The sequence below is a fragment of the Pantoea sp. BJ2 genome (assembly GCF_040255075.1).
Taxonomy (GTDB): Bacteria; Pseudomonadota; Gammaproteobacteria; order Enterobacterales; family Enterobacteriaceae; genus Pantoea; species Pantoea leporis.
Genome location: NZ_CP158292.1, coordinates 1,336,194 through 1,359,890, shown reverse-complemented (window position 1 = coordinate 1,359,890; position 23,697 = coordinate 1,336,194). Strand labels below are relative to the sequence as shown.

The window sequence follows — 23,697 nt, the reverse complement described above, 5'->3', positions numbered from 1 at the left end:
TATGGCAGCATCTTCCTCCCCCATTTATGGGGGAGGACCGAGGAGGGGGACAGCGAGCACAATCACAAGCACAATCACAATCACGCCAACACCTTATACATCACCGTAGTCGCATCCAGCACACCTTCGGTTGACTCGGCATACAGCGGAATCGACCCAGCAATCTGCCAATCCATCGACAAATACAATGTGGTTGCCACGTCGCCGCTGCGCGTATCCAGCACCAGCAGGGTTTTCCCCTGCTGTGCCGCCAGCTGTTCCGCCTGCTGCATCAGGCGGCGCGCGATGCCCTGACGTCTGGCGCGGGGATGCACCAGCAGCTTACTGATCTCCGCCCGATGGCGACCGTTCGGCATTGCGCTGAATCCCACCATCACCGTCGCCACAATCACGCCCTGCTGATACGCCACCAGCAACTGATTGTCGCCGCTCGCCAGGCTGTAAATTTTGTCCTGCCAGAAGCGCTCAATGGCCGCGCGATCGTCCGCATCAATAAAGCCCACGCTGGCGCCATCGGCGACGCAGCCCTGCAGCACATCACACAATGCCGCCAGCAGCGGCTGCGCCTGGGTGGCGCTGAGAGGTTCGATGTCAATCATGGTTTGCATACCACCAAAATGTAGCGCGCGCCGCCTTCGGCATGGGCGGCAAACGCGGATTTGCCGGTGAGATGAAAGCGCAGACAGTCGCCTGCCTGCAGCGTCCAGTGCTGATCGTCCATGCTGATGGTCAGCTCGCCCGATTGCAGCCAGATGTGCTGCTCCAGTCCCTGAATCGGCGGCGCATCGTAATCAATGCGCGCGCCAGGACGCAGCACACCTTCCACCACTTCCGCTTTAAAGTGGCTGGCGGGCGGTGATACGTTGCGGCGCTGGAAGCCGCTGGCGTCATCGCGCCATACCGGCTGTTGCGCCGCTTTCAGCAGCAGCGCGGCCTCCTCTTCCACCTCGCTCAGCAGGCGCGACATGGTCAAGCCGTAGGCCACGCAAAGGCGGTTAAGCAAAGCGGCTGTGGGGCTCGTTTCGGCGCGTTCAATGCGCGACAACGACGCCCGACTGATGCCGGTCGCCATCGCCAATTCATCTAATGACCAACCGCGTTGTACGCGTAATTCAGCCAGTCGCGCCGCCAGTCGATCGTCGGTATCCGAAGCAGACATCTTCACCTCTCATATACGGGAAATAAATCTCACATATGAGATATGACCTTAAATAAATAAAACGGTCAAGTTGTACAATTAAAAAATCATTGTACAACCCAGTCGTGGGGGTTAAGGTGTTGTTATGCAGGTCAGAATTTTTGAGGACTTTATGGCCTTATACAGTATCGGGGATGTGGCCGAACGCTGTGGAATCAACCCGGTAACGCTTCGCGCCTGGCAGCGACGTTACGGTCTGTTAAAACCCCAGCGTACCGAAGGTGGTCATCGGCAGTTTGATGATGAAGATGTTCAGCGTATCGAAGAGATAAAACGCTGGATAGAGAGCGGCGTGCCCGTTGGCAAAGTGAAAGCGTTGCTGGAAGGCGCCACGGTCAATGTGGATGACGGTTGGTCGGCGCTGCAGGAAGAGTTGATGAGCGTACTGCGCCACGTTCGCCCGGCGAAATTGCGCGTTAAAATTGCCAATATTGGCCGGGAACATCCGGTGGATGCGTTGATCGATCACGTGTTCGTGCCGGTTCGCCAGCGTCTTGGTTTAGATCAGAACACCGCGCGCACCATGTGCAGTCTGCTTGATGGCGCGCTGATTGATTATGTGGCGTTTTGTCTGGCCTGTGGACGTAAAAAAGCCGGTAAAGATGCCTTGATGCTGGGTTGGGCGGTGGAAGATCGTACCCGCATCTGGCTGGAAGCCTGGCGTTTGTCGCAGCAAGGCTGGCGCATGGATGTGTTGGCGGAGCCGCTGGACATGCCGCGCCCTGAGTTATTCCCCGGACAAAACCTGTTTATCTGGACCGGCAAAAAGCCGACGCGTCGTCAGGTCGAGCAGTTTGAACACTGGCAGGCGCAGGGTTTTGCCATTCACCTGCACGATCCCGCATAAGTAAAATCGCACACACGGCCTTTGCCTGGCGTGGTGTGCGCGTTATCATGCCGCCCTAAATTTCTTTTCTCAGGTCTCCTCATGAACTGGAATAAACTCCTTATCGGTTCCCTGTTTGCCATCATGGCGCTTGGCGGCATGGGTGGCATGATGCTGGTCGGCTACAGCCTCATTGTGCATACCCACTAAGTTTGCGCTGCACGCGCTCTAGCAGGCGATCGCAAATCAACGCCAGCAGCGCCACCAGCAGCGCGCCCTGAATCACATAGGCGGTGTTAAAGCCGCTAAGACCGATAATCACCGGCGATCCCAGACTCTCCGCGCCCACCGTGGAGGCGATAGTTGCCGTGCCGATGTTGATCATCACTGAGGTTCGCACGCCCGCCATGATCACCGGTGCCGCCAGCGCCAGCTCAATCTGCCACAAGCGTCGCCACGGCCCCATGCCAAGGCCGACTGCGATTTCACGATTGCTGGCCGGTACGCTATCTAAACCCGCCAGCGTACCCTGCAAAATCGGTAGCAAGCCGTAGAGAAACAGCGCCATTACCGCGGGCGTGGCACCAAACCCCATCACTGGCACCGCAATCGCTAACACCGCAACCGGCGGAAAGGTTTGCCCGGCCGCCGCCACGGTTTCCAGCAGCGGACGAAAGGCGCGCCCGGCGTGACGCGTAGCAAACACCGCACAGCCAACGCCGACCAGCAACGCCAGCAGGCTGCCGCTGACCACCAACGCCAGATGCGCCAGCGCCAGCCGCCAGAAACTCTCCTGCTGATACAGCGGACGCTCGAGCTGTGGAAACCAGTGAGCAAACAGCGGACCGCTGTGCGGCAAGCCCCACAGTAGCAGCAGAAAGGCCGCCAGCAGCCAGTAGAGCGGATCGCGTAACAGCCGCATCAGCTCGCCTCCCGCTGGCGCAGCAGATCGCTGAAGTGCAGCACGCCCAGCGGCTGTTGCTGCTGATCGATCACCGGCAATTTATCGGTGCGGCGCGCAATAAATTGCGACAGCGCTTCACGCAGCGTCAGCGATTCGGCAATCGGTTCGGCGTCCAGCCATTCACCGCGTCGCGCCGCGCTGCCCGCGCGTCCCAGCGCCAGCAAACGCACGCCGAGCTCGCTGCGACCAAAGAACTCGCGGGCAAAGTCGTTCACCGGCTGCGTCAGCAGATCGATTGGCCTGCCCTGCTGCACGATTTCGCCGCCGTCCATCAGCACCAGCTGATCGGCCAGCGTTAGCGCTTCGTCGATGTCGTGCGTCACCAGCACCACGGTGCGACCAGACATTTTCTGAATGCGCAGCATCTCGTGTTGCAGCGCCAGACGGTTGACCGGATCGAGCGCGCCGAAAGGTTCATCCATCAGCAGCAACTCGGGATCGGCCGCCAGCGCGCGCGCCACGCCGACGCGCTGCTGCTGTCCGCCCGACAGCTGATGCGGCATGCGCGTCGCCAGATGGCTGTCGAGATTGAGCAGCGCCAGCAGCTCCTCGACGCGTTGAGTGATCTTCGCCTGCGGCCAGCCGAGCAGCGAGGGCACGGTGCCGATGTTCTTCGCTACGTTCCAGTGCGGAAACAGGCCAATCGACTGAATGGCATAACCGATGCGGCGGCGCAACGCGCGCGCATCCATGGTTTCGATGGCTTCTCCGGCAAAACGGATTTCGCCGCTGTCGTGCTCCACCAGCCGGTTGATCATCTTCAGCGTGGTCGATTTGCCCGAACCTGAGGTGCCAATCAGCACGGTAAAACTGCCCTTCTCAATCTTCAGCGACAGGTTACGTATCGCATCTTTGCCAGCGAACACTTTGCTCACCTGGTGAAATTCAATCATGACGTCTCTCCAGCAGTGCCGACAGTAAACGCAGCAGCGCATCAAAAATCACCGCCAGCGCCACCACCGGAATCACGCCCAGCAGCACCAGATCCAGCGCGCTGCTGAGCAATCCCTGAAAAACAATGGCGCCGAATCCGCCCGCCCCAATCAGCGCCGCGACCACCGCCAGGCCCACGGTTTGCACCACTACCACGCGCAGCCCGGAGAGCCACACCGGCAGCGCCAGCGGCAGTTCGGCGTGCCAGAACTGTTGCCACGCGCTCATGCCCATGCCGCGCGCGGTTTCACGCACTTCCTGCGGCACCTGCTGCAAACCGGCCACCACGCTGCGCACCAGCGGCAGCAGCGCGTAGAGCACCAGCGCAATCAAGGCCGGTGCAATACCGATGCCGCTGATGCCCCAACGGGCCAGCAGCGGAAAATGCGCCACCAATCCCGCCAGCGGCGCAATCAGTAAACCGAACAGCGCCACCGACGGCACCGTTTGAATCAGGTTAAGCACGCTAAATGCGGCATTCTGCCAGCGCGGACGCCGCGCAATCACCAGCCCGAGCGGCAATCCGATGATTACCGTCGGCAGCAGCGTGCCGCCCAGCAGCCACAAATGCTGCGTGAAGGCCGCATCAAACACCGCCGTGCGGTTGGCGTACTCTTTCAAAAGCGAGAGACGATCAAGATGACCGCTGAGTAACAGCGCCAGCGGCAGCAGCCAGATTTGCAGGTTGAGCACAATGCGCCACGGGGTACTGCGGGTGATTTGCCGGACCGCTTCCGCCGCCAGCAGCAGCGCCAGCGCCGCCGCACACCACAAGCCGCTGCCAAACGCGGTGCGCGCCAGCGGGCTCCCGCTGTTCGCCAGTTGCGTGGCCTGTTGTCCGGCCAGCCAGATGAGTAAGGCCAGCAGCACTTCCGCCGCCAGCAGCACCGATATCGCGTGAATGCGGCGCGGCGGCCACCACAAGCTTTGCCACAGCCACAGCAACGGGATGAACAGCAGTATGCTGTTGGTCACCTGCCATAACGTCAGCGGCTGGCCAGAGACCAGCCGATTGGCGGCAAAGCTCAATAGCGGCAAGGCAAACAGCGCCAGCGTGATAAGCGCGATTAACACCAGCAGCACCGGCTGCTGGCGCGGTCGGAATAACAACGACGACACTGCTTACAGCAACTTATTGGTCTGTAGCCACTGTTTCGCGACCTGGCTGGCATCCTGACCATCCACCGCGATCTGCGCATTCAGCTGCTGCAGGGTTTTCTCATCCAGCTTGCTGAAGACCGGCTGCAGCCAGTTGCCGATGCCCGGATATTGCTTGAGCACGCTTTCGCGGATCACCGGCGCAGGGGCATAAATCGGCTGCACGCCTTTCGGATCGCTCAGCGTTTGCAGGCCCAGCGCCGCTACCGGACCGTCGGTGCCGTAGGCCATCGCCGCGTTCACGCCAGAGGTTTGCTGCGCCGCCGCTTTGATGGTCACGGCGGTGTCGCCACCGGCCAGCGACAGCAGCTGCGCCTGCTCCAGTTTGAAGTTGTAGGCTTTTTCAAACGCCGGTAACGCATCGCTGCGTTCGATAAATTCCGCCGAGGCAGCCAGTTTGAAAGTGCCGCCTTTTTTCAGGTAAGCGCTGAGATCGTCCAGCGTGTTGAGGTTGTTCTTCTGCGCCACGTCACCGCGCACCGCAATCGTCCAGGTATTGTTAGCTGGCGCGGGCGTCAGCCACACCAGATGATTTTTCTCGGCGTCGAGTTTTTTCACCTTCTCGTAGCCCTGCTGAGCGTTCTTCCATGCCGTGTCTTTTTCATCGTTGAAGAAGAATGCGCCATTGCCGGTGTATTCCGGGTAGATATCCAGCTCACCAGCGGTGATCGCGCCGCGTACCACTTGCGTGGTACCGAGCTGGATTTTATTGACGGTTTTTACCCCATGTTTGTCCAGCACCTGCAGAATAATGTTGCCGAGTAGCGAGCCTTCGGTATCAATTTTGGAACCGACTTTCACCGGATCCGCCGCCTGCGCTGCACCCATGCTCATTGCCAATGCCATCATTCCCAATAAACCCTGCTTTATCATCCCGCTTCCCTCATTTGTTTTCATTGTGTGACTATCAAGCGTAGCCTGGCGAAAGGGGATAGGCGCGGTCAAGCGGCTTACTTCGTGCTTTTTTTGCTATCAATAGCCTATCGGTTATAACCAAAACGCAGCACATATAACCAATTGGAATTTTCGATGTTAAGACGGCGGCTTATGCTCACAGTCCCACTCATTACAATAAATTACAAAACATCATGACCGACTTAGCTTCTCCGGCGCACGTCGCGCAGGCAGGGAATGCCCCCATCGGTGAGACCAAATGGATCCGCAGCGCGGCCGATGTCTCCGGGCTGGTGAACAACAGCAACGAATCACGCAGCAACGCGCGCATCGTCATCGCGATTGCGCTGGGCGGCGTGTTCCTTGACGCCTACGATCTCGGCGCATTGGCGTTTGGCATCAAAGACGTGACGCGCGAGTTCCATCTGACGCCCGCAGGCACCGGCATGGTGGCATCGGCGATTACCTTTGGTGCGATTGTTGGGGCGCTGATTGGCGGCTACCTCACCGATAAAATAGGTCGCTATCGCGTGTTTATGGCCGACATGTTTTTCTTCGTGGTGGCAGCGTTAGCCTGTGCGTTCGCGCCAAACGAATATGTGCTGGCCGGCGCGCGCTTTGTGATGGGCCTCGGCGTCGGGATCGACTTACCGGTGGCGATGGCGTTTCTCGCCGAGTTTTCGAAGCTGCGCGGGCAAGGCAATAAGGCCGCCAGCGTGGCGATGTGGTGTCCGACATGGTACGCGGCGATCAGTATTTCCTACCTGCTGGTCCTGCTGCTGTATGCGGTGTTGCCCGAAAGCCACACCGATTGGCTGTGGCGTTTGATTCTGGGTTTTGGTGCGGTGCCTGCGCTGCTGATCATCGCTATTCGCAGCCGTTACATGAGTGAATCGCCGATTTGGGCAGCCAATCAGGGCAACCTCACAGGCGCGGCGGAGATTCTGCGCAACTCTTACAACATCAACGCGCAGGTGGCGGATGACGCCGATCTGACGCCGCAGAAAGCGGTACGTAAAGCCAGCTGGCGCAACTACGGCGCGCTGCTGCAGGGCGTCTATCGTCGCCGTACCATTCTGGCAACCGTCACCTCCATCGCCTCGTCGTTTGCCTATAACGCGGTGGCGTTTGGCCTGCCGGTGATTATCTCCAGCTTCTTTGCGCAATCGATGCTGACCACCATTCTGGTGTCGCTGGCGCTGAATCTGCTATTTGCCTTTGTCGGCGGCTTGCTGGCGGTGCGGCTGGTGCCGCGTCTCGGCGCGTGGAAGATGTCGGTGGCCGGTTACGCCTGTCAGTGCGTGGCGCTGCTGGGACTGGCGTTGATTGGTCATCCGGAAGGCGGCGAACAGGCGGCGGTGGCGATTGCCATGCTGGCGCTGTTCCTGTTTGGTCAGGGCTTTGGTCCCGGCTCGCACACCATGACATTTGCCTCGCTAAGCTATCCGGCTTCGCTGCGCGGCGTGGGCGTCGGCTTCAACCAGACGCTGATGCGCGGCAGTTCCACCGTGTCGCTGTTCACCTTCCCGCTGCTGGTGGCGGCGTTTGGTACCGGCGTGTTCTGGGTGATTTTCCTTGCGCCGCTGATTGGCTTACTGGCGCTGCTGGCGATTCGCTGGGAGCCATCGGGTTACGACGTGGATGCGGAAGATTTTCAGTGATGGATTAACAGAGGTCGCCATAAATGGCGACCTTCGTCTTTAAGCCGTCAGGCGAAACTCGCCCAGCGTGTTGGGAATGCGCGGGAAGGTATGCAAAAACCACGGCGTGAACTGCGCCGGATTCTCCTGCATCTCCTGCTGAATCTGCGCAATCGAGCGATAGCACCATGCATCCGCCTCTTCCGGGTTGAGGACCGGCTGCTCATCGCTGATGGCGAAGAACACGTGCCCATATTCATGCTCGGTCAAGCCGTTACTCAGCGGCAGGTTGTAGCTCAGCTCAAACACCGGCGTTAACGCAACATTCATGCCCATCTCTTCACGCAAACGGCGCTCGGCGGCATCGCGCGTGGATTCCTGCGGATAGGGATGACTGCAGCAGGTGTTACTCCACAATCCACCACAGTGATATTTAGTGCTGGCACGACGTTGCAGCAGCACTTCATGGCGCGAATTGAACACGTAAACCGTTACCGCGCGATGCAGCAATCCTTTTTCATGCACTTCCAGCTTTTCCATTTTGCCGATAGGGCGATCGAGGTGGTCAACGAGAATAACTTCAATGGCGGGCATGACAACTCCTTCGGAAAATTCGCAGCTATTGTACACAACCTCCAAAGGGTTGATGGAGGAAATAGCGCACATTCCGTGCGTTAACGTGGGCACATTAAAGCGTAGCAGCCTGCGGAGAATTCAGCATAAAAAAGCGGGGAATGGCGTTAATAGAGAAGATGTGTGCGGTGTGTGAGAAGGCCGCCATGCATGGCGACCTTCTCCACAAAACTTACAGCTTAAAGCTTTGCACCACCTGCTCCAGCTGCACGCTTTGCTGCTGCATCGACTGCGCGGCGGCTGAAACCTGCTCGACGAGCGCGGCGTTCTGCTGAGTGCTGCCGTCCAGCTGGGTAATCGCCACGTTAACCTGATCGATGCCCATGCTCTGCTCGCGGCTCGCTGACATGATTTCGCTCATCAGCGTGGTCACGCTGCTGACGCCCTGCATCAGCTCATCCATGGTTTGCCCGGCCTGCTCCACCAGTTGGCTGCCGGTATCAATATTCGCCACCGACTCCTCAATCAGCTTCTTAATTTCACGCGCCGAGTTAGCCGAGCGCTGTGCCAGGTTGCGCACTTCCGAGGCCACCACGGCAAAACCGCGCCCCTGTTCACCGGCGCGCGCCGCCTCTACCGCGGCGTTCAGCGCCAGGATGTTGGTCTGGAAGGCGATGCTGTCGATGACGCTGATGATATCAACCACTTTGCGCGAAGAGTGATTAATCGCGCCCATGGTGGTGACCACCTGACTCACCACTTCGGTACCGCGTGCCGCAACCTGCGACGCGCCATCCGCCAGCTGATTCGCATGCGTGGCGTTATCGGCGTTCTGACGCACCGTGCCGGTCAGCTCTTCCATCGATGCTGCCGTTTCAACAATCGAACTGGCCTGCGATTCGGTACGCGCCGAGAGATCGGCGTTGCCGCTGGCAATTTCACGCGAAGCCGCCGTAATCGCCAGCGCGCTATCGCCCACCTGACGCATCAGGCCTTGCAGATAGGCGATGAACTGGTTGAAGCTCTGCGCCACGGCGTTGAATTCCGGGCTATTACTGGCGGGCAGACGCTGCGTCAAATCGGCACCGCCGGTCGATAAGGCTTCAATGTTGCTGTTCAGCACCGCGAGGCGTTTCATCATGGCGCGCACAAAGCCCAGCAGCACCAACAGCAGGATCACCGCCAGCGGAATCTGCACCAGCCCCAGACGCGTCAACATGCTGTGAGTTTGCGCATCCAGCAAGCTCGACGGCACATCGCTGGCGAGATACCACGGGCTACCGGCAATCGCCTGCACAAACAGCGTGTGTTCGCCATCTTCACCTGCAAAGGTGGTTTGCGCGGGCTGGCTGCCCGCCTGCGCCAGCAGACCTTTTAACGCGGACGCCATCGGCAGCTGGGTATCGGCGAGGTTTTCCAGCTTCGGCGCACCATCCACCAGCGCGGCGTTACCCACCACTTTACCGTCGGCTTCAACGATCAGTACGCGGCCCTGAATCGCCTCACCCATCTGTTTTGCCAGCTGGTTGAAGAAGCCGAGCGTCACGTCAATGGTCGCCACGCCCCATACGGTGCCATCGCGATAGATCGCCATCGCGCAGTTGGTACGCGGCTGCGGGCTGGCAGCATCCTGATAGGCTTTTGCCCATGCGCACTGGCCCTTCGGCGCGCTCAAACCATCTTTGTACCAGGATTGCTCCCAGTATTTGTCGGCGGCGTCCGAGTTCCAGTAAGTGTTGACCTGCAGCTGGTTACTGGCGTTGCGCGCAAAGAACGAACTGTCTTTCTCTTTGGCCGGATCGCGACGGTTCGGTAACGGCCAGATGCCACCGCCGAACACGTTACTGTCCTGATATTGGTTAACTAAGGCGGGCAGCAAGGTATCAATGGCAGCGCTGTCCATCACGCCTGCGGCTTCGGTAATGGCGCGCTGCTGTGCCTGTACGCGGTTCATCTGCTCGACGATGCGTCCGGCCAGGCCGTCCACTTCGTAACGTACCAGACGACTTTCATTTTCGGAGAGTTGCGGAGCGATAAACTGATTAATTACCAGCACGGTAACCAGCATCAGACCGGCAAAAAAGGCGACCAGCGTCGCGGTGAAACGGGATTGTGTTGTTTTGAACATTATGTGTGCCCTTACCCTGGTTGGCGAGTTGCCTGATCGAGGTTAACGGCGTGTTAATGGGGAACTTGAGGTGAGCACGATCACAAAGCAGTGAAATAGTTGATTTGGGTGATAATTTAAAATCGTAGGGTCGGCATCGATGCCGACCTGATTTACGGAGCGGGAGTTTCAACCACTTCCTGGCGCGGCCGGAACACATGATTATTGCCGTCCGCCAGCAAACGTTGCAGCAGCTGCTGCCCACCGCGATCGTCAGCCTGCGCAAACTGGCGTTCGGCTTCGGTAATTGGCGTGGACCAGAGCAGATTCACGCGGTCGCCATCGCGTTTCGGCAGGCGGAATTGCGCCGCTTCGGGAGCGAGATCGTTGGCCAGCAGGAAGCTTTCAAAGCCAACCGGCGCCACTTCCGACGCCAGCGTATGCCCTTCGCCAATCCAGGTCAGGCGCGCCCACGGCAGATGGGCAAACTCAGCCAGCGCGCTCGCCATCTGCACCGCATTGGCTTCGGTCATCACTTCACCGTCCACCGCCATCGCCAGCTCGACGCGGCGATACTGCGGCGCCAGCTCGTCAAACAGGTGATCCACCTGCGGCATCGGACGGATCCCCATGCCCAGCGTCAGGAAATACCAAACGCCATTGTGCAAATGCTGCGAAATCGCCATTGGCGGCCAGTTGCCTTGATCGATGGAGTAATATTTTACCGATTCGCCAAACTGCGCCTGATAACACTGCATCAGCTCGCGCTGCACCACATCCCACAAGTGTCCGTCGTGCCAGTCACGCCAGAAGTGACGCTGCTGTTCAGCGCGCGCGTAGTAATCGTTGGTGGAGGCCGATCCCAGCGGTGCGGTCAGGCGATTCTCTTTGATGCAGGCAGCAGAAAAACTCACCTGCTTATCCTGATACAGGCTCCAGCCAGGGATCACCGCCAGCAGCTGACCGTAATACCACAGCGCGGCGCCGTCGTCGCTGGGCTCCCACAGCACCTGCAAGCCGGCGGGATCGAGCATCGGCTCGGCTTCCAGCGTGCGGCAATACTCGGCACTGAGCAGCGGCGCGATGCCCTGCTCCATCGCTTCACGATCTTCCTGCGCGGGCGCAGGCAGCAGGTTACGCAGCCAGCAGCCGCGCACCGCGTATTGGCTGCGAAACAGGTCATTCGGCCAGATATAAAAATAGGCCGTACGCGCATCCTGCTCAACGATCGCGGTTAGTGTGTGTTGCTGATTCGGCACCTCAGCAATCAGAGGTTGGTGGGTCATAACGCCTCGATATTACCTGGAGGAATCCATTTTCCCCGAGAATAGAGCAGGATCGGCACTCGTGCCATGTGACACAAGGGTAAAACTCTCAAAGTGCCAGAAGGGAAAGATGAGTGCGGCTTATCAATTGCCGCTTAACACGCTGACAAGCTTCAGATTAATTTGCGATTCTTTTACAATTTCACGTGATATGGTTTGCGCATTCACCTCTTTGGAGCTGCCATCATGGTGCTGCAAAACCTCGATCTGAACCTGCGTGACGTGGTTATTTTCGCGATGTTGGTGTGGCTGTTTATCCGTTATACATGGGTGATGACGTCGCTGACGCTGTTGCTGAGCGGCGTGGCGTTGCTGGTGTTATTACCGCTTGATATCTATTACAGTCTGCTGCCGCTGGCGCTGATGGGCCTCGGACTTGGCATGATGCTGCACCATTATCAGCAACGTCAGCAGGCACTAAAACGTGAAGCGCGCACACCGCGCACCTACACGCAGAAAGAGGATGAGCTGCATTTGTAACGCTTAGCGGCCCATGCGCTGCATGGCGCGGGTATAAGCGCCGCGCTGAATCGACCAGCGCAGCAGCCCGGCAATCACCGCCATTTCCCGATCCACACGCCACTGCGTCAGCGGCCCAACCGGCTGCTGAATCTGCTGTTGTGCCCAGTCAGGCAACAATCCCATCCCCGCTTTCAGCATCACGCGCATTGCCGGTCTCGCCTGCCAGCTGGGTGCAGGCGCGTTAATCAGCAATTGCATCACCTCCAGCGTGCGCGCATCACAGAGCAACTCGGGCCGCATCAGTTGTAGATACGCCTCAACCGCCTGCACGCTTTTCGGCACCCGCTGTGCGCCAAGCGCCTCGGCAACTAATGCCGCTTCCTGATAGTAACGATCCTGATCGGCCAGGCTGAGCTGCGGATTTTTGTAGCGCAGATGCGCCGCCAGAAAACGGCTGGTTTCCGCAACGTGTACCCAGGTAAGCAGATGCGGATCGCTGGCGGCATACGGCTTGCCCGCGTTATCGACGCCGGTGACGCGCAGGTGAATCCGTTTGACGCGGTCGATAAGGATGTTGGCATCGGCGGTGTTACCGAAGGTGGTGACGGCGATAAACTGGCTGGTGCGCCGCAGGCGGCCCATCATGTCCTGCCGGAAATTGGAGTGATCCCACACGCCCGCCAGCGCCGCCGGATGCAGCATCTGCAGCATTAAGGCGCTGATACCGCCGCACAGCATCGAGGGGAAGTCGCCATGGACGCGCCAGATAACGTGGTCCGGGCCAAATAAGCCGGGATCGCCAGGCGGTTGCGAAATGTCGAATTCGTTGAGTGACAGGCCGTTGAGGCGGAAGACTTGCTGTTGGATGCGTTCGCGGATGTTCATGGGTTTGTGCGCTCATTGGCCTGGTCGGCATGAATGCCAACCCTACAAATCACCGAAGCATAACATGTAGGGCCAGCATTCATGCTGACCGAGCGAAAGAGCGCAACAATCTTACTTACAGATAATCAAATTGCGCATCCTGCGTGCGCACCGAATCCAGTCCAATCATCACGTTGATTTTGCCTGGCTCGGCAACCTGCTGCATCTTCTGGTTCCAGAATTTCAGCGCATCAACGTCGATCTTAAACTTCACAGTCTGCGATTCACCGGCTTTCAGCATGATGCGCTGGAAGCCGCGCAGCTCCTGCACCGGACGGCTAATGCTGGCGACCGGATCGTTGAGATAGAGCTGCACCACGGTTGCACCATCGCGTTTACCGCTATTGGTCACGGTCACTGACGCTTCCACCGAGCCGTTACGCGGCATAGTGCGTGACGACATCTTCACCGGCGACACCGTGAAGGTGGTGTAGCTCAGGCCGTAACCAAACGGATAAAGCGGACCGTTCACCGCATCGTAGTAGTGCGAGGTGTACTTGTTCGGCTTGGCGAAGTTGTAGGGACGACCGGTTGGCAAGTGGTTGTAATAAATCGGAATCTGGCCCACCGAACGCGGGAAGGAGACCGGCAGCTTGCCCGACGGGTTGTAATCGCCGAACAGCACATCGGCGATCGCGTTGCCGCCTTCAGTACCGCTAAACCAGGTTTCCAGCATCGCATCGGCTTGCTGATCTTCCTTCACCACCGTCAGCGGACGGCCGTTCATCAGCACGATCACCAGCGGTTTGCCGGTGGCCTTCAGTGCGGCCAGCAGCTTCTGCTGACTTTCCGGGATCACCAAATCGCTGCGGCTGGAGGCTTCATGCGCCATGCCCTGCGCTTCACCCACGGCAGCCACCACCACATCAGCTTTTTTCGCCTGCGCTACCGCTTCGTCAATCAGCTCCTGCGGTGAACGCTTGTCCACGCTGACCGCCTGCTCATACAGATTGAGGAAGTCCTGAATGCCTTTGTTGTCGGTGATGTTAGCGCCTTTGGCGTACAGCACCGTGCCTTTGCCCGCCATCGCATTGCGCACGCCTTGCAGCAGCGGAATCGACTGTTTCGCCACGCCGGCGGCCGACCAGCTGCCCATGATGTCGCGCTGGCTATCCGCTAGCGGACCCACCAACGCAATGGTGGCGTCTTTCTTCAGCGGCAGCGTTTCGCGCCAGTTTTTCAGCAGCACAATGCTTTTACGCGCCACGTCACGCGCTTCGGCGCGATGCAAACGGCTTTCCGCATTGGTGTCCTGCGGATCACTCTCTTTCGGCCCTAAATGACTGTAAGGATCGTTAAACAAGCCCATGTCATATTTGACGTTCAGCACATGGCGCGCGGCATCGTCCACTTCCGCCATGCTCACCGCGCCGCTCTTCACCAGGCCCGGCAGATATTTGCTGTAGTACTCGTCGCTCATGCTCATGTCGATGCCTGATTTCATCGCAATGCGCACCGCATCCTGTGGATCGCTGGCTACGCCGTGTTTAATCAGTTCTTTAATCGCACCGTGATCGCTAATGGTGATGCCTTTGAACTTCCAGTCGCCGCGAAGGATGTCTTTCAGCAGCCAACTGTCTGCCGTGGCCGGTGTGCCATTCAATGAGTTAAGCGCCACCATTACGCCACCGCTGCCCGCATCCAATGAGGCTTTATACGGCGGCAGATAATCCTGGAACAGGCGCTGCGGGCTCATGTCGACGGTGTTGTAATCTCGTCCACCTTCCACTGCGCCGTAGGCCGCGAAGTGCTTCACGCTGGTCATGATCGAGTAGCGATCCGCCGCGCTTTTGCCCTGCATGGCTTTCACCATGCTGCTGCCCATTTGCGCGCTGAGGAAGGTGTCTTCACCAAAGCCTTCCGAGCCGCGTCCCCAACGAGGTTCGCGGGACACATCAACCATCGGCGCCCACGTCATGTTGAGGCCGTCATCCGCGGCTTCATAAGCAGAGACGCGTCCCACCTCAGCGATGGCATCCAGATCCCAGCTTGCCGCCAGGCCAAGTGGAATCGGGAAAATGGTGCGCTGACCGTGCACCACGTCATAGGCGAAGAACAGCGGAATTTTCAGGCGGCTGAGCTGCATCACCTGATCCTGCATGGCGCGAATATCCTGACGCGTCACGGTGTTAAAAATTGCCCCGACCTGACCGTGCTGAATCATGTCGCGAATCGCCGATTTTGGCGTATCCGGTCCTACGCTGATCAAACGCATCTGCCCGATTTTTTCATCGAGGGTCATTTTGCTGAGCAGCTGATTCACAAAGGCGTCGCGCGCCTGTTCAGTCATCGGATGTGGGCCAAACAGATCGTCCGCGAAAGCGGGTTGCATGGCTAAGGAGACAGCGAGGCTAACAGAGTAAATCCATTTCATCAGGTCGGGTTCTCTTAAGTGACTGCGCAATATCGAAATAACCGGGGCAGTTTGCCACAAGATGAGGATAGCAGGTAGCCGCCATGTCACACCGCGCTCCTGTCGCTGGCGCATGCTACAGTAAAAGCGCCATGTTAAAGACAAGGATAGGCCAATGAATAACAACACTTCGCACCCTACTCTGCTCGCCGAACTGCGTCGTCTGGTCGGATCGTCGAACCTGTTAACCGACGCGGAACAGACCGCGCGCTACCGTAAAGGTTTCCGCTCGGGCGAAGGCGAAGCGCTGGCGGTGATTTTCCCCGGTTCGCTGCTTGAGCTGTGGCGTGCGTTGCAGGCGCTGGTGAGCGCCGATGCGATCATTTTGATGCAGGCCGCCAACACCGGCCTGACCGAAGGTTCCACGCCAAACGGCAACGATTACGATCGTCCAGTGGTGATCATCAGCACCTTGCGTCTGGATAAGTTGCAGCTGATCGACAACGGCAAACAGATCCTCGCCTTCCCCGGCAGCACGCTGTATCAGCTGGAAAAAGCGCTGAAGCCGCTTGGCCGCGAGCCGCATTCGGTGATCGGTTCCTCCTGCATTGGCGCCTCGGTAATGGGCGGGATTTGCAATAACTCGGGCGGTTCGCTGATCAAACGCGGTCCGGCCTACAGCGAAATGGCGCTGTTTGCGCAGATTGATGCCAGCGGCAAACTCAAGCTGGTGAACCATCTCGGCATCGATCTCGGCCATTCGCCGGAAGAGATGTTGGGTCGGCTGGATGACGATCGCTGGCAGCAGAGCGATGTGCGCTGGGATGAACGCCACGCCTCGGATCATGAATACGCCGAACGCGTGCGCGATATCCATGCAGAGACGCCAGCGCGCTTCAACGCCGATGAGCGTCGCCTGTTTGAAGCCTCCGGCTGCGCCGGTAAGCTGGCGGTGTTTGCCGTGCGTCTGGATACCTTCCCCACCGAACCGCAGCAACAGGTGTTCTACATCGGCACCAATAATCCGGCGGAACTGGGCGATATTCGCCGCCATATACTGGCGGAATTTACCCATCTGCCGGTGGCGGGCGAATATATGCACCGCGACATTTTCGACATCGCCGAGGTGTACGGCAAAGATACCTTCGTGATGATTGATAAACTCGGCACCGACAAAATGCCGCTGTTTTTCACCCTGAAAGGCCGCGTGGATGCCTGGCTGGGCAAGCTGAGCTGGGTGAAACCGCATCTCACCGATCGTTTATTGCAGCGCGTCAGCAGCTGGCTACCGGCGCATCTGCCTAAACGCCTGAAGCAGTATCGCGACAAATATGAGCATCACCTGATGCTGAAGATGTCCGGCGACGGCGTCGCCGAAGCGCAGGCCTATCTGACCGAATATTTCCGCGAAGGCGGCGGCGCGTTCTTCGCCTGTGACGCCAAAGAGGGTGCGCACGCGTTCCTGCATCGCTTTGCCGCCGCCGGTGCCGCGGTGCGCTATCACGCGGTGCATGCCGATGAAGTGGAAGATATTCTGGCGCTGGATATCGCGCTGCGTCGTAATGATGAAGCGTGGTTTGAACGACTGCCGCCCGAGTTCGATAACGATCTGATCCATCGTCTCTACTACGGCCACTTTTTCTGCCACGTCTTCCATCAGGATTACATCGTGAAAAAAGGCGTGGATGCGCATGCGTTAAAAGAGAAGATGCTGGCGATTTTAGCCGCGCGCGGCGCCGAGTATCCGGCCGAGCATAACGTGGGCCATCTGTATCAGGCGAAACCGCAGCTGCAGGCGTTTTATCAGCAGCTCGATCCCACCAACAGTTTTAATCCAGGAATTGGGAAAACCAGTAAGCAGAAAGGTTGGGCGGTGAAAGTTTGAGACCGGGCGGTGGCGGTAAATGTGCCCTTTTTAGCAGCACTCACTGAAGCTTCGGAGCAGGCCGGGGACGCTTTTGGACCGGCAATCCGCAGCGCTGAACGAAACGAGGAAGCCAGGAGAGCCCGCAGGACGCGGGCGAAAGGCGGAGCCGGGACAGGGACGTCCCGTCTCCGCCGGTCCGTCAGGCAAACGAGCGAAGTGAAGGTACCGCGCAAGCGGCGCGAGGACCGCCGGACCAAAAGTGGCCCCGGCCTGCGCACTCGTCGTCGGCTTAACTGACGAGCATTAGGCCATAAATGGCCACCCTACGCATTTATGGCAACGGATCGCTTTGCTGATCTTGTGCTGCGGCCACGGCGCGGCGCTCGATGATCATGGTCTGCGGCGTCGATAGCATAATGCCCTCTTTGCGCAGACGCGTCAGAATATCGAACAGCAGATCGCTCTTGGCACCGGAAATCTGGCGTTGACCGGCAACGTTGCCGGTGACGCTCAACACGATACCCGCTGGCGTCAAATCTTTGAACGACACGGACGGCTCCGGCGTCTCCAGAATACGCTCGTTCTCCTGATACACTTCCAGCAGAATTTCACGCACCCGCACCGGATCGATATCCAGCGGGAACGTCAGCAAGATGGTGACCACGCCCTGCGCGTTACCCATGGTGGCGTTACGCACGTTCTGCGAAATAAATTGCGAGTTCGGCACAATCACCGTCGATTTGTCGCCGAGCTGAATTTCGGTGGCGCGCACGTTAATACGACGGATATCCCCTTCAATGCCGCTGATGCTCACCAGATCGCCCACTTTCACCGGACGCTCGGTTAACAGAATCAGGCCGGAAATAAAATTCTTCACAATCTCCTGTAAGCCGAAACCGATACCGACCGACAAGGCGCTCACAATCCACGCCAGTTTGTTCCACTGCAGGCCCATAATCGACAGCGTCAGCAGGATAATCAGCACGTAACCGATATTGCTGAACAGCGTCACCAGCGACACGCGCATGCCGACGTCCATGGTGGTTTTGGGCAGGAAATCTTTATCCAGCCAGCGACGCACCGAACGCAGCACGTAAATGCCCACCACCAGACAGAGAATTGCATTGACCATGTGCGCCGGCACAATGTTCAGCGACTCCAGCCCTTTGCCGCCCCAGAACTCAATCACCTTCTGGATCAGCTCAATCGGCGTTGATGAGGCAAAGGTGCCGTTCAGCAGTGCCAGCGCCAGAATGGCAATCAGCACGGTTTTACCCAGCGCGCTGAGCAGCGTCGCCGCCTGTTGCAGGTAACGCTCATCAATATTCAGCGTGGTTTGCAGGCGCTTGCCGGTGGCATTGCTGGTGGAGAACAGGCTTTCGCAGCCGTCATTCACCAGATGGCTGAGGAAGTAGAACGAACCAAACAAAATGCCGCACCAAATCACTTCATAGCTAAGGAAGCGCGCCAGCGTGACGTAACCGATGATCAGTGAAATCAGGATGCCGAGCGCCGTCAGCATCAGCGCCAGCTGCACCAATCCCACCAACGTTGAACGCGCTTCAGGCTGCTGACCTTCCTGCACCATGCGGCGGCGTACGCGGTTGATGCGCATGCCGATCGCCAGTCCGGTACTGCCAATCAGCAGCGCGGTCAAGCCGTTAGCAAAAATGGTGGTATTCAGGCTGGTGCCGACGCTGTAGTTGAAGGCTTCCACCGTCTGGAAAATAAACACCAGCGCCGCAGTGAACGGCGGGAACGGCTTCAGGGCTTGCGCGACTTCGTTGGAGATGGCCGGCAAACGCCAGCTTGGGCGACGTGTGGAGAGGAACGCGCGGCCTAAACCGGCAATCAAGCCGCAATAGACGCTGAGCTGCACCAGCCGATCAACAAAATCCTGCACATCACCCGAGACTTCATCACGGCGCGTAAAGGCCAGCGCGATGAAGTTAAAGGTGATCACCACCGCGGCCAGCGTGGTGAGCGCGGTGGTGGCGGCGAGGAAGCTGCGACGTAAGCGCCCTTCCGGCATCTTATGAATGCTGACCCAGGCAAAGAACTCTTCGCTGTAGCGACGGCCCAGCGTCATCACCAGCATCGCGGCAAACAGCCAGGCCACGGTGCCGAAACGCCAGCCAGATTCCCACGACAGCGCGGCGGTGTCCTGCAATTCAGTAATGAACTCGCTGATCTTCTCGCCATCAAGATCCTGACTGCTAACCAGCGGCGCCCAGAAGCGCGGGCCAAGGATACTGCCAGAGTTCAGCGCCAGCTGGCTTTTCAGCTGGTCACGACGCAGGTTGACGATCTGCGATGACAGCACCAGCGCACCGTTTTTGATGCCATCGGCTTGTTTGATCTGATCGTCCAGCTTGGCTTTCTGGCTCTCCAGCGCCGCACGTTTGCGCGTCACTTCAGGCGTCTCTTTCACGCCGCTATCGGCTTTCGGTGCCGGGCCAAGAACCGCCAATTGTGCATCCAATTGCTGGCCCTGCGGGATCAACGCCTGGCCGAGGGTTTCGGCATTACCGGAAAGCTCCAGCGCCATCTCATTAAGCTGGTTGAGCTGGCTTTCATTGGTATCGCCCGAGACCTGGCCTTTAATTTTGTCGAGAATTTTCTGCATCTTAGGCAGCTCGACCGAGGCATTCACCTTGGGTGCGGCGTCCTCTGCCTGATCGTTGGGCGGCGTATCTGCGGCCACGCTCAGCGTGGGAGCTAACAGCACAAGCAGCAGTAAAAACGGGGTAAACAGATGACGAAACTTGAACATATGAATGAGATTCCAGCGTAATAACAGCCGATAAACGCAAGTGCGATCGTGAATGGCGGCTAGTTTAAGACGTTGCCGACACTGAAACTATAGGAATGAAGGTGTAAAACTTTGGCGCTAACGATAAGCGTTTTTGCAGATGAGCGTAACAACACAACGCACAATCTGTAGCGGCGTAATCTATTGCGCATCCTGCAGAATCTGCAATGGGCAATAGATTGCGCCGCTACGGTATGTGCGTGCTTTAAATCCAGTTATTCATTATTCGCGGTCAAACCTGACTTCTGCTTCTTATACGCCAGCGCAGCGGCCGGAACCGGTGCGGCTTTACCGGTTTCCAGCCAGTCGCGCAGGCGGTTGGCATCGGCGAAATGGGTATATTTACCAAAGGCATCCAGCACCACCAGCGCCACCGGACGGTTGTTGATCACCGTACGCATCACCAGGCAGTGCCCGGCTTCATCGGTATAACCGGTTTTGGTCAGCTGGATGCGCCAGTCGTTTTTGTACACCAGATGATTGGTGTTACGGAACGGCAGCGCGTAGCTCGGATGTTTGAATACGGCGGTGTCTTCTTTGGTGGTGCTCAGTTCGCCAATCAGCGGGTACTGTCGCGTGGCTTTCAACAGCTTGACCAGATCTTCCGCGCTGGAAACGTTCTGAATCGACAGGCCCGTCGGCTCGACATAGCGCGTGTGCGTCATGCCAAGTGAGCGTGCTTTGGCGTTCATGGCGCGAATAAACGCATCGTAACCGCCCGGATAGTGATGCGCCAGGCTGGCGGCAGCGCGGTTTTCCGAGGACATCAGCGCCAGTAGCAGCATGTTGCGGCGGCTAATTTCGCTGTTCAGTTTGACGCGGGAGAACACGCCGCGCATCTCAGCGGTATGGCTGATATCCACCGACAGCATTTCATCCATCGGCAGTTTGGCATCCAACACCACCATCGCCGTCATCACTTTGGTGAGTGAGGCGATCGGACGTACGCGGTTAGGATGGCTGGAAAACAGCACCTTGTTGTTTTCCAGATCGACAATCATGGCACTGCCGGAGGCGATTTGCGGTTGGGCAATCGGCGCCAGGTTTGCGAGTGCCGCCGGCGCAGCGAGCGCGGGCGTTATAGCGGCTGGCGCGGCGACAAACAGCGCCAGCGACAGCAAGGAAATACGCATTTTTGCAGACATCGTGTCAAAAAAATCCGGTCAGGAGTTTTGCGCTGTGTTGAGACACAGGCCGCCCGCAACAATCCAGACGGGATGCGGGCTGGCAGCAGTATCATACGCACTTACCTGAGAAATTTCTTATTGAGATTGTTTCCGGGCGTTAAAAAGGTCGCCATGAATGACGTGATGCTCGTCAATTAAGATATGAAAATCCCTGATTAACGAAAGCACAGCTTGTAGCGGCGCAATTCATTGCGCGATAAATCGCGCCGCTACGGAAGGTGCGGTGATTTGATACGGCGCTTACCTGATCGGCACTACGCCTTAGATGCCGACCAGGCTTTCCTCAGAACAACCGTGGCCCGTAACCCCACAGAACCACCGTCAGCGCCAGCAGCACTTCAAACACCAGCACACCAATCGCCAATGTCGATCCGGAGAAGCGCAAGCTCTCATCACGGTCGATGCTCAGGAACACCGGGATGCCGACGTAAAGCAGATAACCGGTGTAAACCAGCGCCATCGCGCCCACCAGCACGCACAGCCACACCAGCGGATAGAGCGCCACCAGCCCGCTGAGGAACAGCGGCGTGGCCACATACCCGGCAAACACCGTACAGCGCTGCAAGCTGGGACGCTGCGGATAGTTACGCGCCATCCAGTGGATCACGCGGCCCATTACCGCCACGCCGCCGAGGATAATCAGATAGAACAGAATGCCGAGACCGATACCGGTCAGTAGATTGAGTTGTACGAACTGCCCTTCGCCCAGATTCCAGCCCAGCTGCGTGGTACCGATAAAGGCGCAGATCACCGGGATCGCCGCCATTAGCAGAACATGATGGGTGTAATGGTGCGAAACGCTCTCATTTTCCTGTTTAATATCGCGCATTTCCTGACCTGGATGCGCCAGTAAACCCCAGACATGATTCATACATTTACTCCTTTGCTGCGATGGGCTGCCCTTACAGCCAACGGCCTGATCAACGGAGGCAGCGTTAGCTCAAGTATAATCGTCGTCGCCGTTTTTGCGGGGCGCCACACAAATTAAGCCGCTGGTATACACTAATAGCGATTTCACACTTTGCAGGGAGGATAATTTGCATCTCGATATCAATGGATTAATCACCCAATACGGTTATCTGGCGCTGCTGATTGGTTGTATTGCCGAAGGGGAAACGTTCACGTTGTTAGGCGGTGTGGCGGCGCATGAAGGCTTATTGCACTTCAGCGGCGTGGTGCTGGCGGCGATGATCGGCGGCATTATTGGCGATCAGCTGCTGTTCTGGCTGGGACGCCGTTATGGCACGCGCATTTTGCGCCGTTTCAGTAAACATCAGGAAACAATTGGCAAGGCTAAGCGGCTGATTCAAAAACACCCGAGCCTGTTCGTGATTGGCGTGCGCTTTATGTACGGCTTCCGCATTGTCGGGCCGATCATTATTGGCACCAGCCGCCTCAAGCCGCTGCGTTTCTTCATTCTGAACGTGATTGGTGCGGCGCTGTGGGCGCTGATCTTTGTCTCGCTTGGCTACTTTGCCGGACAAATTGTCGCGCCGTGGCTGCACAAGATCGATCAGCACCTCAAGCCGCTGTTGTGGCTGGCGGCGGCGGTGATTTTTGGCATCGTCTTGCGTTACATCATTCGCCACTGGAATCACCGCCGCGCCGGTTGATTACGAGTGGTACCCCTTAAACTGCGGATTGGCCAACATAAAACCACCGTCGACAATAAACGATTGTCCGGTGGTATAAGTTGCCCACTCCGAACAGAGCCACGCCACTAAACTCGCCACTTCACGCGTATCGCCGGGACGCCCAATCGGGATTTCCGGCATACGTCGTCCTTGCTGGTCATCTTTCATATCGTTCATCGCCGTGGCAATTGCGCCCGGTGCGACCGCGTTCACCAGAATATGGTGCGGTAAGAGACTCAGCGCCATCGATTTGGTCAAGCCGCCGAGCGCATGTTTGGCAGCGGTATAGGCGGTGGCATCCGGCAGCGGCGTGTGTTCATGCACCGACGTAATGTTGATGATGCGTCCGCCGTCGCCCTGGTCAACCATATGGCGCGCGGCAATCTGCCCGCAAAGAAACGCGCCATCGACATCCACGTTGAACACTTTGCGCCAATCCTCAAAGGTGACATCGAGAAAGTCGGCTTTGGTCATCACGCCGGCATTACACACCAATACGTCAATGCGCCCCAGCGAGTTGATCAGCTGCGTCAGTTGCTGTGCGCCGGCTTGCGGATCGGAGAGATCAACCTGCCGCACCTGCGCCTGCTGTCCACGACTTTCCACCATGCGCGCGGTTTCCTGGGCGCCCTCTTCATCCGAACTCCAGGTGATGCCCAGCGTATAACCCGCTTCAGCCAGCATCACCGCACAGCTGCGACCAATGCCTGAACTGGATCCGGTAACCACAGCGACTTTCTGTTTTCCTAAGCTCATAACATTCTCCTGATTGAGGGTGTCTTTACAGTATAGAAGTTATCCTTCTGTGCCTCGGGGCCGCCGAATCTGCCGTTTCGTCTA

Annotated in this window: 20 protein-coding genes; 5 read left to right on the top strand and 15 right to left on the bottom strand. The window is 58.0% G+C overall.

What is annotated here, in order from left to right; genetic code table 11:
* Positions 1–80: 80 nt before the first annotated feature.
* Both AAF463_RS06190 and AAF463_RS06185 read right to left on the bottom strand, forming a co-directional pair.
* Positions 81–599 (bottom strand): GNAT family N-acetyltransferase, encoded by a 519-nt coding sequence (locus tag AAF463_RS06190; protein ID WP_350261717.1) that lies wholly within the window; start codon positions 597–599, stop codon positions 81–83.
* Complete coding sequence (locus AAF463_RS06185; RefSeq protein ID WP_101763144.1) at positions 596–1,159, bottom strand: XRE family transcriptional regulator; 564 nt, start codon at positions 1,157–1,159, stop codon at positions 596–598. Before AAF463_RS06185 ends, AAF463_RS06190 begins: the two co-directional genes overlap by 4 nt.
* A gap of 151 nt (positions 1,160–1,310) precedes the next feature.
* Between AAF463_RS06185 and AAF463_RS06180 the strand changes: the two genes are divergently transcribed.
* Complete coding sequence (locus AAF463_RS06180) at positions 1,311–2,045, top strand: MerR family transcriptional regulator (protein ID WP_101763312.1); 735 nt, start codon at positions 1,311–1,313, stop codon at positions 2,043–2,045.
* A 169-nt stretch (positions 2,046–2,214) separates the two neighbouring features.
* On the opposite strand, the gene AAF463_RS06175 is transcribed toward AAF463_RS06180, so the two are convergent.
* Genes AAF463_RS06175 through AAF463_RS06160 form a run of 4 tightly spaced genes read right to left on the bottom strand, consistent with a single transcriptional unit; the run spans position 2,215 to position 5,952 of the window.
* Positions 2,215–2,946 (bottom strand): ABC transporter permease, encoded by a 732-nt coding sequence (locus tag AAF463_RS06175; protein WP_101763145.1) that lies wholly within the window; start codon positions 2,944–2,946, stop codon positions 2,215–2,217.
* Entirely contained in the window at positions 2,946–3,881 is a 936-nt protein-coding gene (locus tag AAF463_RS06170) for an ABC transporter ATP-binding protein (protein ID WP_350261716.1), read from the bottom strand. Before AAF463_RS06170 ends, AAF463_RS06175 begins: the two co-directional genes overlap by 1 nt.
* Positions 3,874–5,040: an ABC transporter permease gene (locus AAF463_RS06165; protein ID WP_350261715.1), complete on the bottom strand. Its 1,167-nt coding sequence runs from the start codon at positions 5,038–5,040 to the stop codon at positions 3,874–3,876. The genes AAF463_RS06170 and AAF463_RS06165 overlap by 8 nt, the downstream gene beginning before the upstream one ends.
* A gap of 3 nt (positions 5,041–5,043) precedes the next feature.
* Positions 5,044–5,952, bottom strand: a complete 909-nt coding sequence (locus AAF463_RS06160; RefSeq protein WP_350261714.1) for an ABC transporter substrate-binding protein — start codon at positions 5,950–5,952, stop codon at positions 5,044–5,046.
* Between the two features lie 215 nt (positions 5,953–6,167).
* On the opposite strand from AAF463_RS06160, the gene AAF463_RS06155 reads away from it, so the two are divergent.
* Positions 6,168–7,634, top strand: a complete 1,467-nt coding sequence (locus AAF463_RS06155; RefSeq protein WP_350261713.1) for an MFS transporter — start codon at positions 6,168–6,170, stop codon at positions 7,632–7,634.
* Positions 7,635–7,673: 39 nt separating this feature from the next.
* On the opposite strand, the gene idi is transcribed toward AAF463_RS06155, so the two are convergent.
* The 3 genes from idi to AAF463_RS06140 all read right to left on the bottom strand — a co-directional run bounded on the left by idi (position 7,674) and on the right by AAF463_RS06140 (position 11,579).
* The gene (idi, locus tag AAF463_RS06150; RefSeq protein ID WP_101763150.1) at positions 7,674–8,207 is read right to left on the bottom strand and encodes an isopentenyl-diphosphate Delta-isomerase; all 534 of its coding nucleotides are present in this window, start codon (positions 8,205–8,207) and stop codon (positions 7,674–7,676) included.
* Between the two features lie 211 nt (positions 8,208–8,418).
* Complete coding sequence (locus AAF463_RS06145) at positions 8,419–10,314, bottom strand: methyl-accepting chemotaxis protein (protein WP_350261712.1); 1,896 nt, start codon at positions 10,312–10,314, stop codon at positions 8,419–8,421.
* A gap of 152 nt (positions 10,315–10,466) precedes the next feature.
* On the bottom strand, positions 10,467–11,579 hold the full coding sequence (locus tag AAF463_RS06140) for a suppressor of fused domain protein (RefSeq protein WP_008102641.1): 1,113 nt from the start codon (positions 11,577–11,579) through the stop codon (positions 10,467–10,469).
* A gap of 225 nt (positions 11,580–11,804) precedes the next feature.
* Between AAF463_RS06140 and AAF463_RS06135 the strand changes: the two genes are divergently transcribed.
* Positions 11,805–12,098, top strand: coding sequence for a hypothetical protein (locus AAF463_RS06135; RefSeq protein WP_350261710.1), 294 nt, complete (start codon positions 11,805–11,807; stop codon positions 12,096–12,098).
* A gap of 3 nt (positions 12,099–12,101) precedes the next feature.
* On the opposite strand, the gene AAF463_RS06130 is transcribed toward AAF463_RS06135, so the two are convergent.
* Together AAF463_RS06130 and bglX are read right to left on the bottom strand one after the other, a co-directional pair.
* Positions 12,102–12,965, bottom strand: coding sequence for an oxygenase MpaB family protein (locus AAF463_RS06130; RefSeq protein WP_101763154.1), 864 nt, complete (start codon positions 12,963–12,965; stop codon positions 12,102–12,104).
* A gap of 115 nt (positions 12,966–13,080) precedes the next feature.
* Positions 13,081–15,378, bottom strand: a complete 2,298-nt coding sequence (bglX, locus tag AAF463_RS06125; protein WP_350261708.1) for a beta-glucosidase BglX — start codon at positions 15,376–15,378, stop codon at positions 13,081–13,083.
* A 154-nt stretch (positions 15,379–15,532) separates the two neighbouring features.
* Here bglX and dld point away from each other — a divergent pair, with 154 nt between their 5' ends.
* A complete protein-coding gene (gene dld, locus AAF463_RS06120) occupies positions 15,533–17,242 on the top strand; it encodes a D-lactate dehydrogenase (protein WP_350261706.1) in 1,710 nt (569 codons plus the stop codon).
* Positions 17,243–17,555: 313 nt separating this feature from the next.
* Here dld and AAF463_RS06115 read toward each other — a convergent pair whose 3' ends face one another.
* The 3 genes from AAF463_RS06115 to AAF463_RS06105 form a co-directional block, all read right to left on the bottom strand.
* Positions 17,556–19,997 (bottom strand): DUF3772 domain-containing protein, encoded by a 2,442-nt coding sequence (locus AAF463_RS06115; protein WP_101763157.1) that lies wholly within the window; start codon positions 19,995–19,997, stop codon positions 17,556–17,558.
* Between the two features lie 254 nt (positions 19,998–20,251).
* Positions 20,252–21,181, bottom strand: coding sequence for a D-alanyl-D-alanine endopeptidase (pbpG, locus tag AAF463_RS06110; RefSeq protein WP_137385419.1), 930 nt, complete (start codon positions 21,179–21,181; stop codon positions 20,252–20,254).
* A gap of 325 nt (positions 21,182–21,506) precedes the next feature.
* The gene (locus tag AAF463_RS06105; protein WP_101763159.1) at positions 21,507–22,094 is read right to left on the bottom strand and encodes a Yip1 family protein; all 588 of its coding nucleotides are present in this window, start codon (positions 22,092–22,094) and stop codon (positions 21,507–21,509) included.
* A gap of 166 nt (positions 22,095–22,260) precedes the next feature.
* Between AAF463_RS06105 and AAF463_RS06100 the strand changes: the two genes are divergently transcribed.
* The gene (locus AAF463_RS06100; protein ID WP_110865775.1) at positions 22,261–22,836 is read left to right on the top strand and encodes a DedA family protein; all 576 of its coding nucleotides are present in this window, start codon (positions 22,261–22,263) and stop codon (positions 22,834–22,836) included.
* Here AAF463_RS06100 and AAF463_RS06095 read toward each other — a convergent pair whose 3' ends face one another.
* The gene (locus tag AAF463_RS06095; protein WP_110865774.1) at positions 22,837–23,613 is read right to left on the bottom strand and encodes an SDR family oxidoreductase; all 777 of its coding nucleotides are present in this window, start codon (positions 23,611–23,613) and stop codon (positions 22,837–22,839) included.
* Between the last annotated feature and the right edge of the window lie 84 nt (positions 23,614–23,697).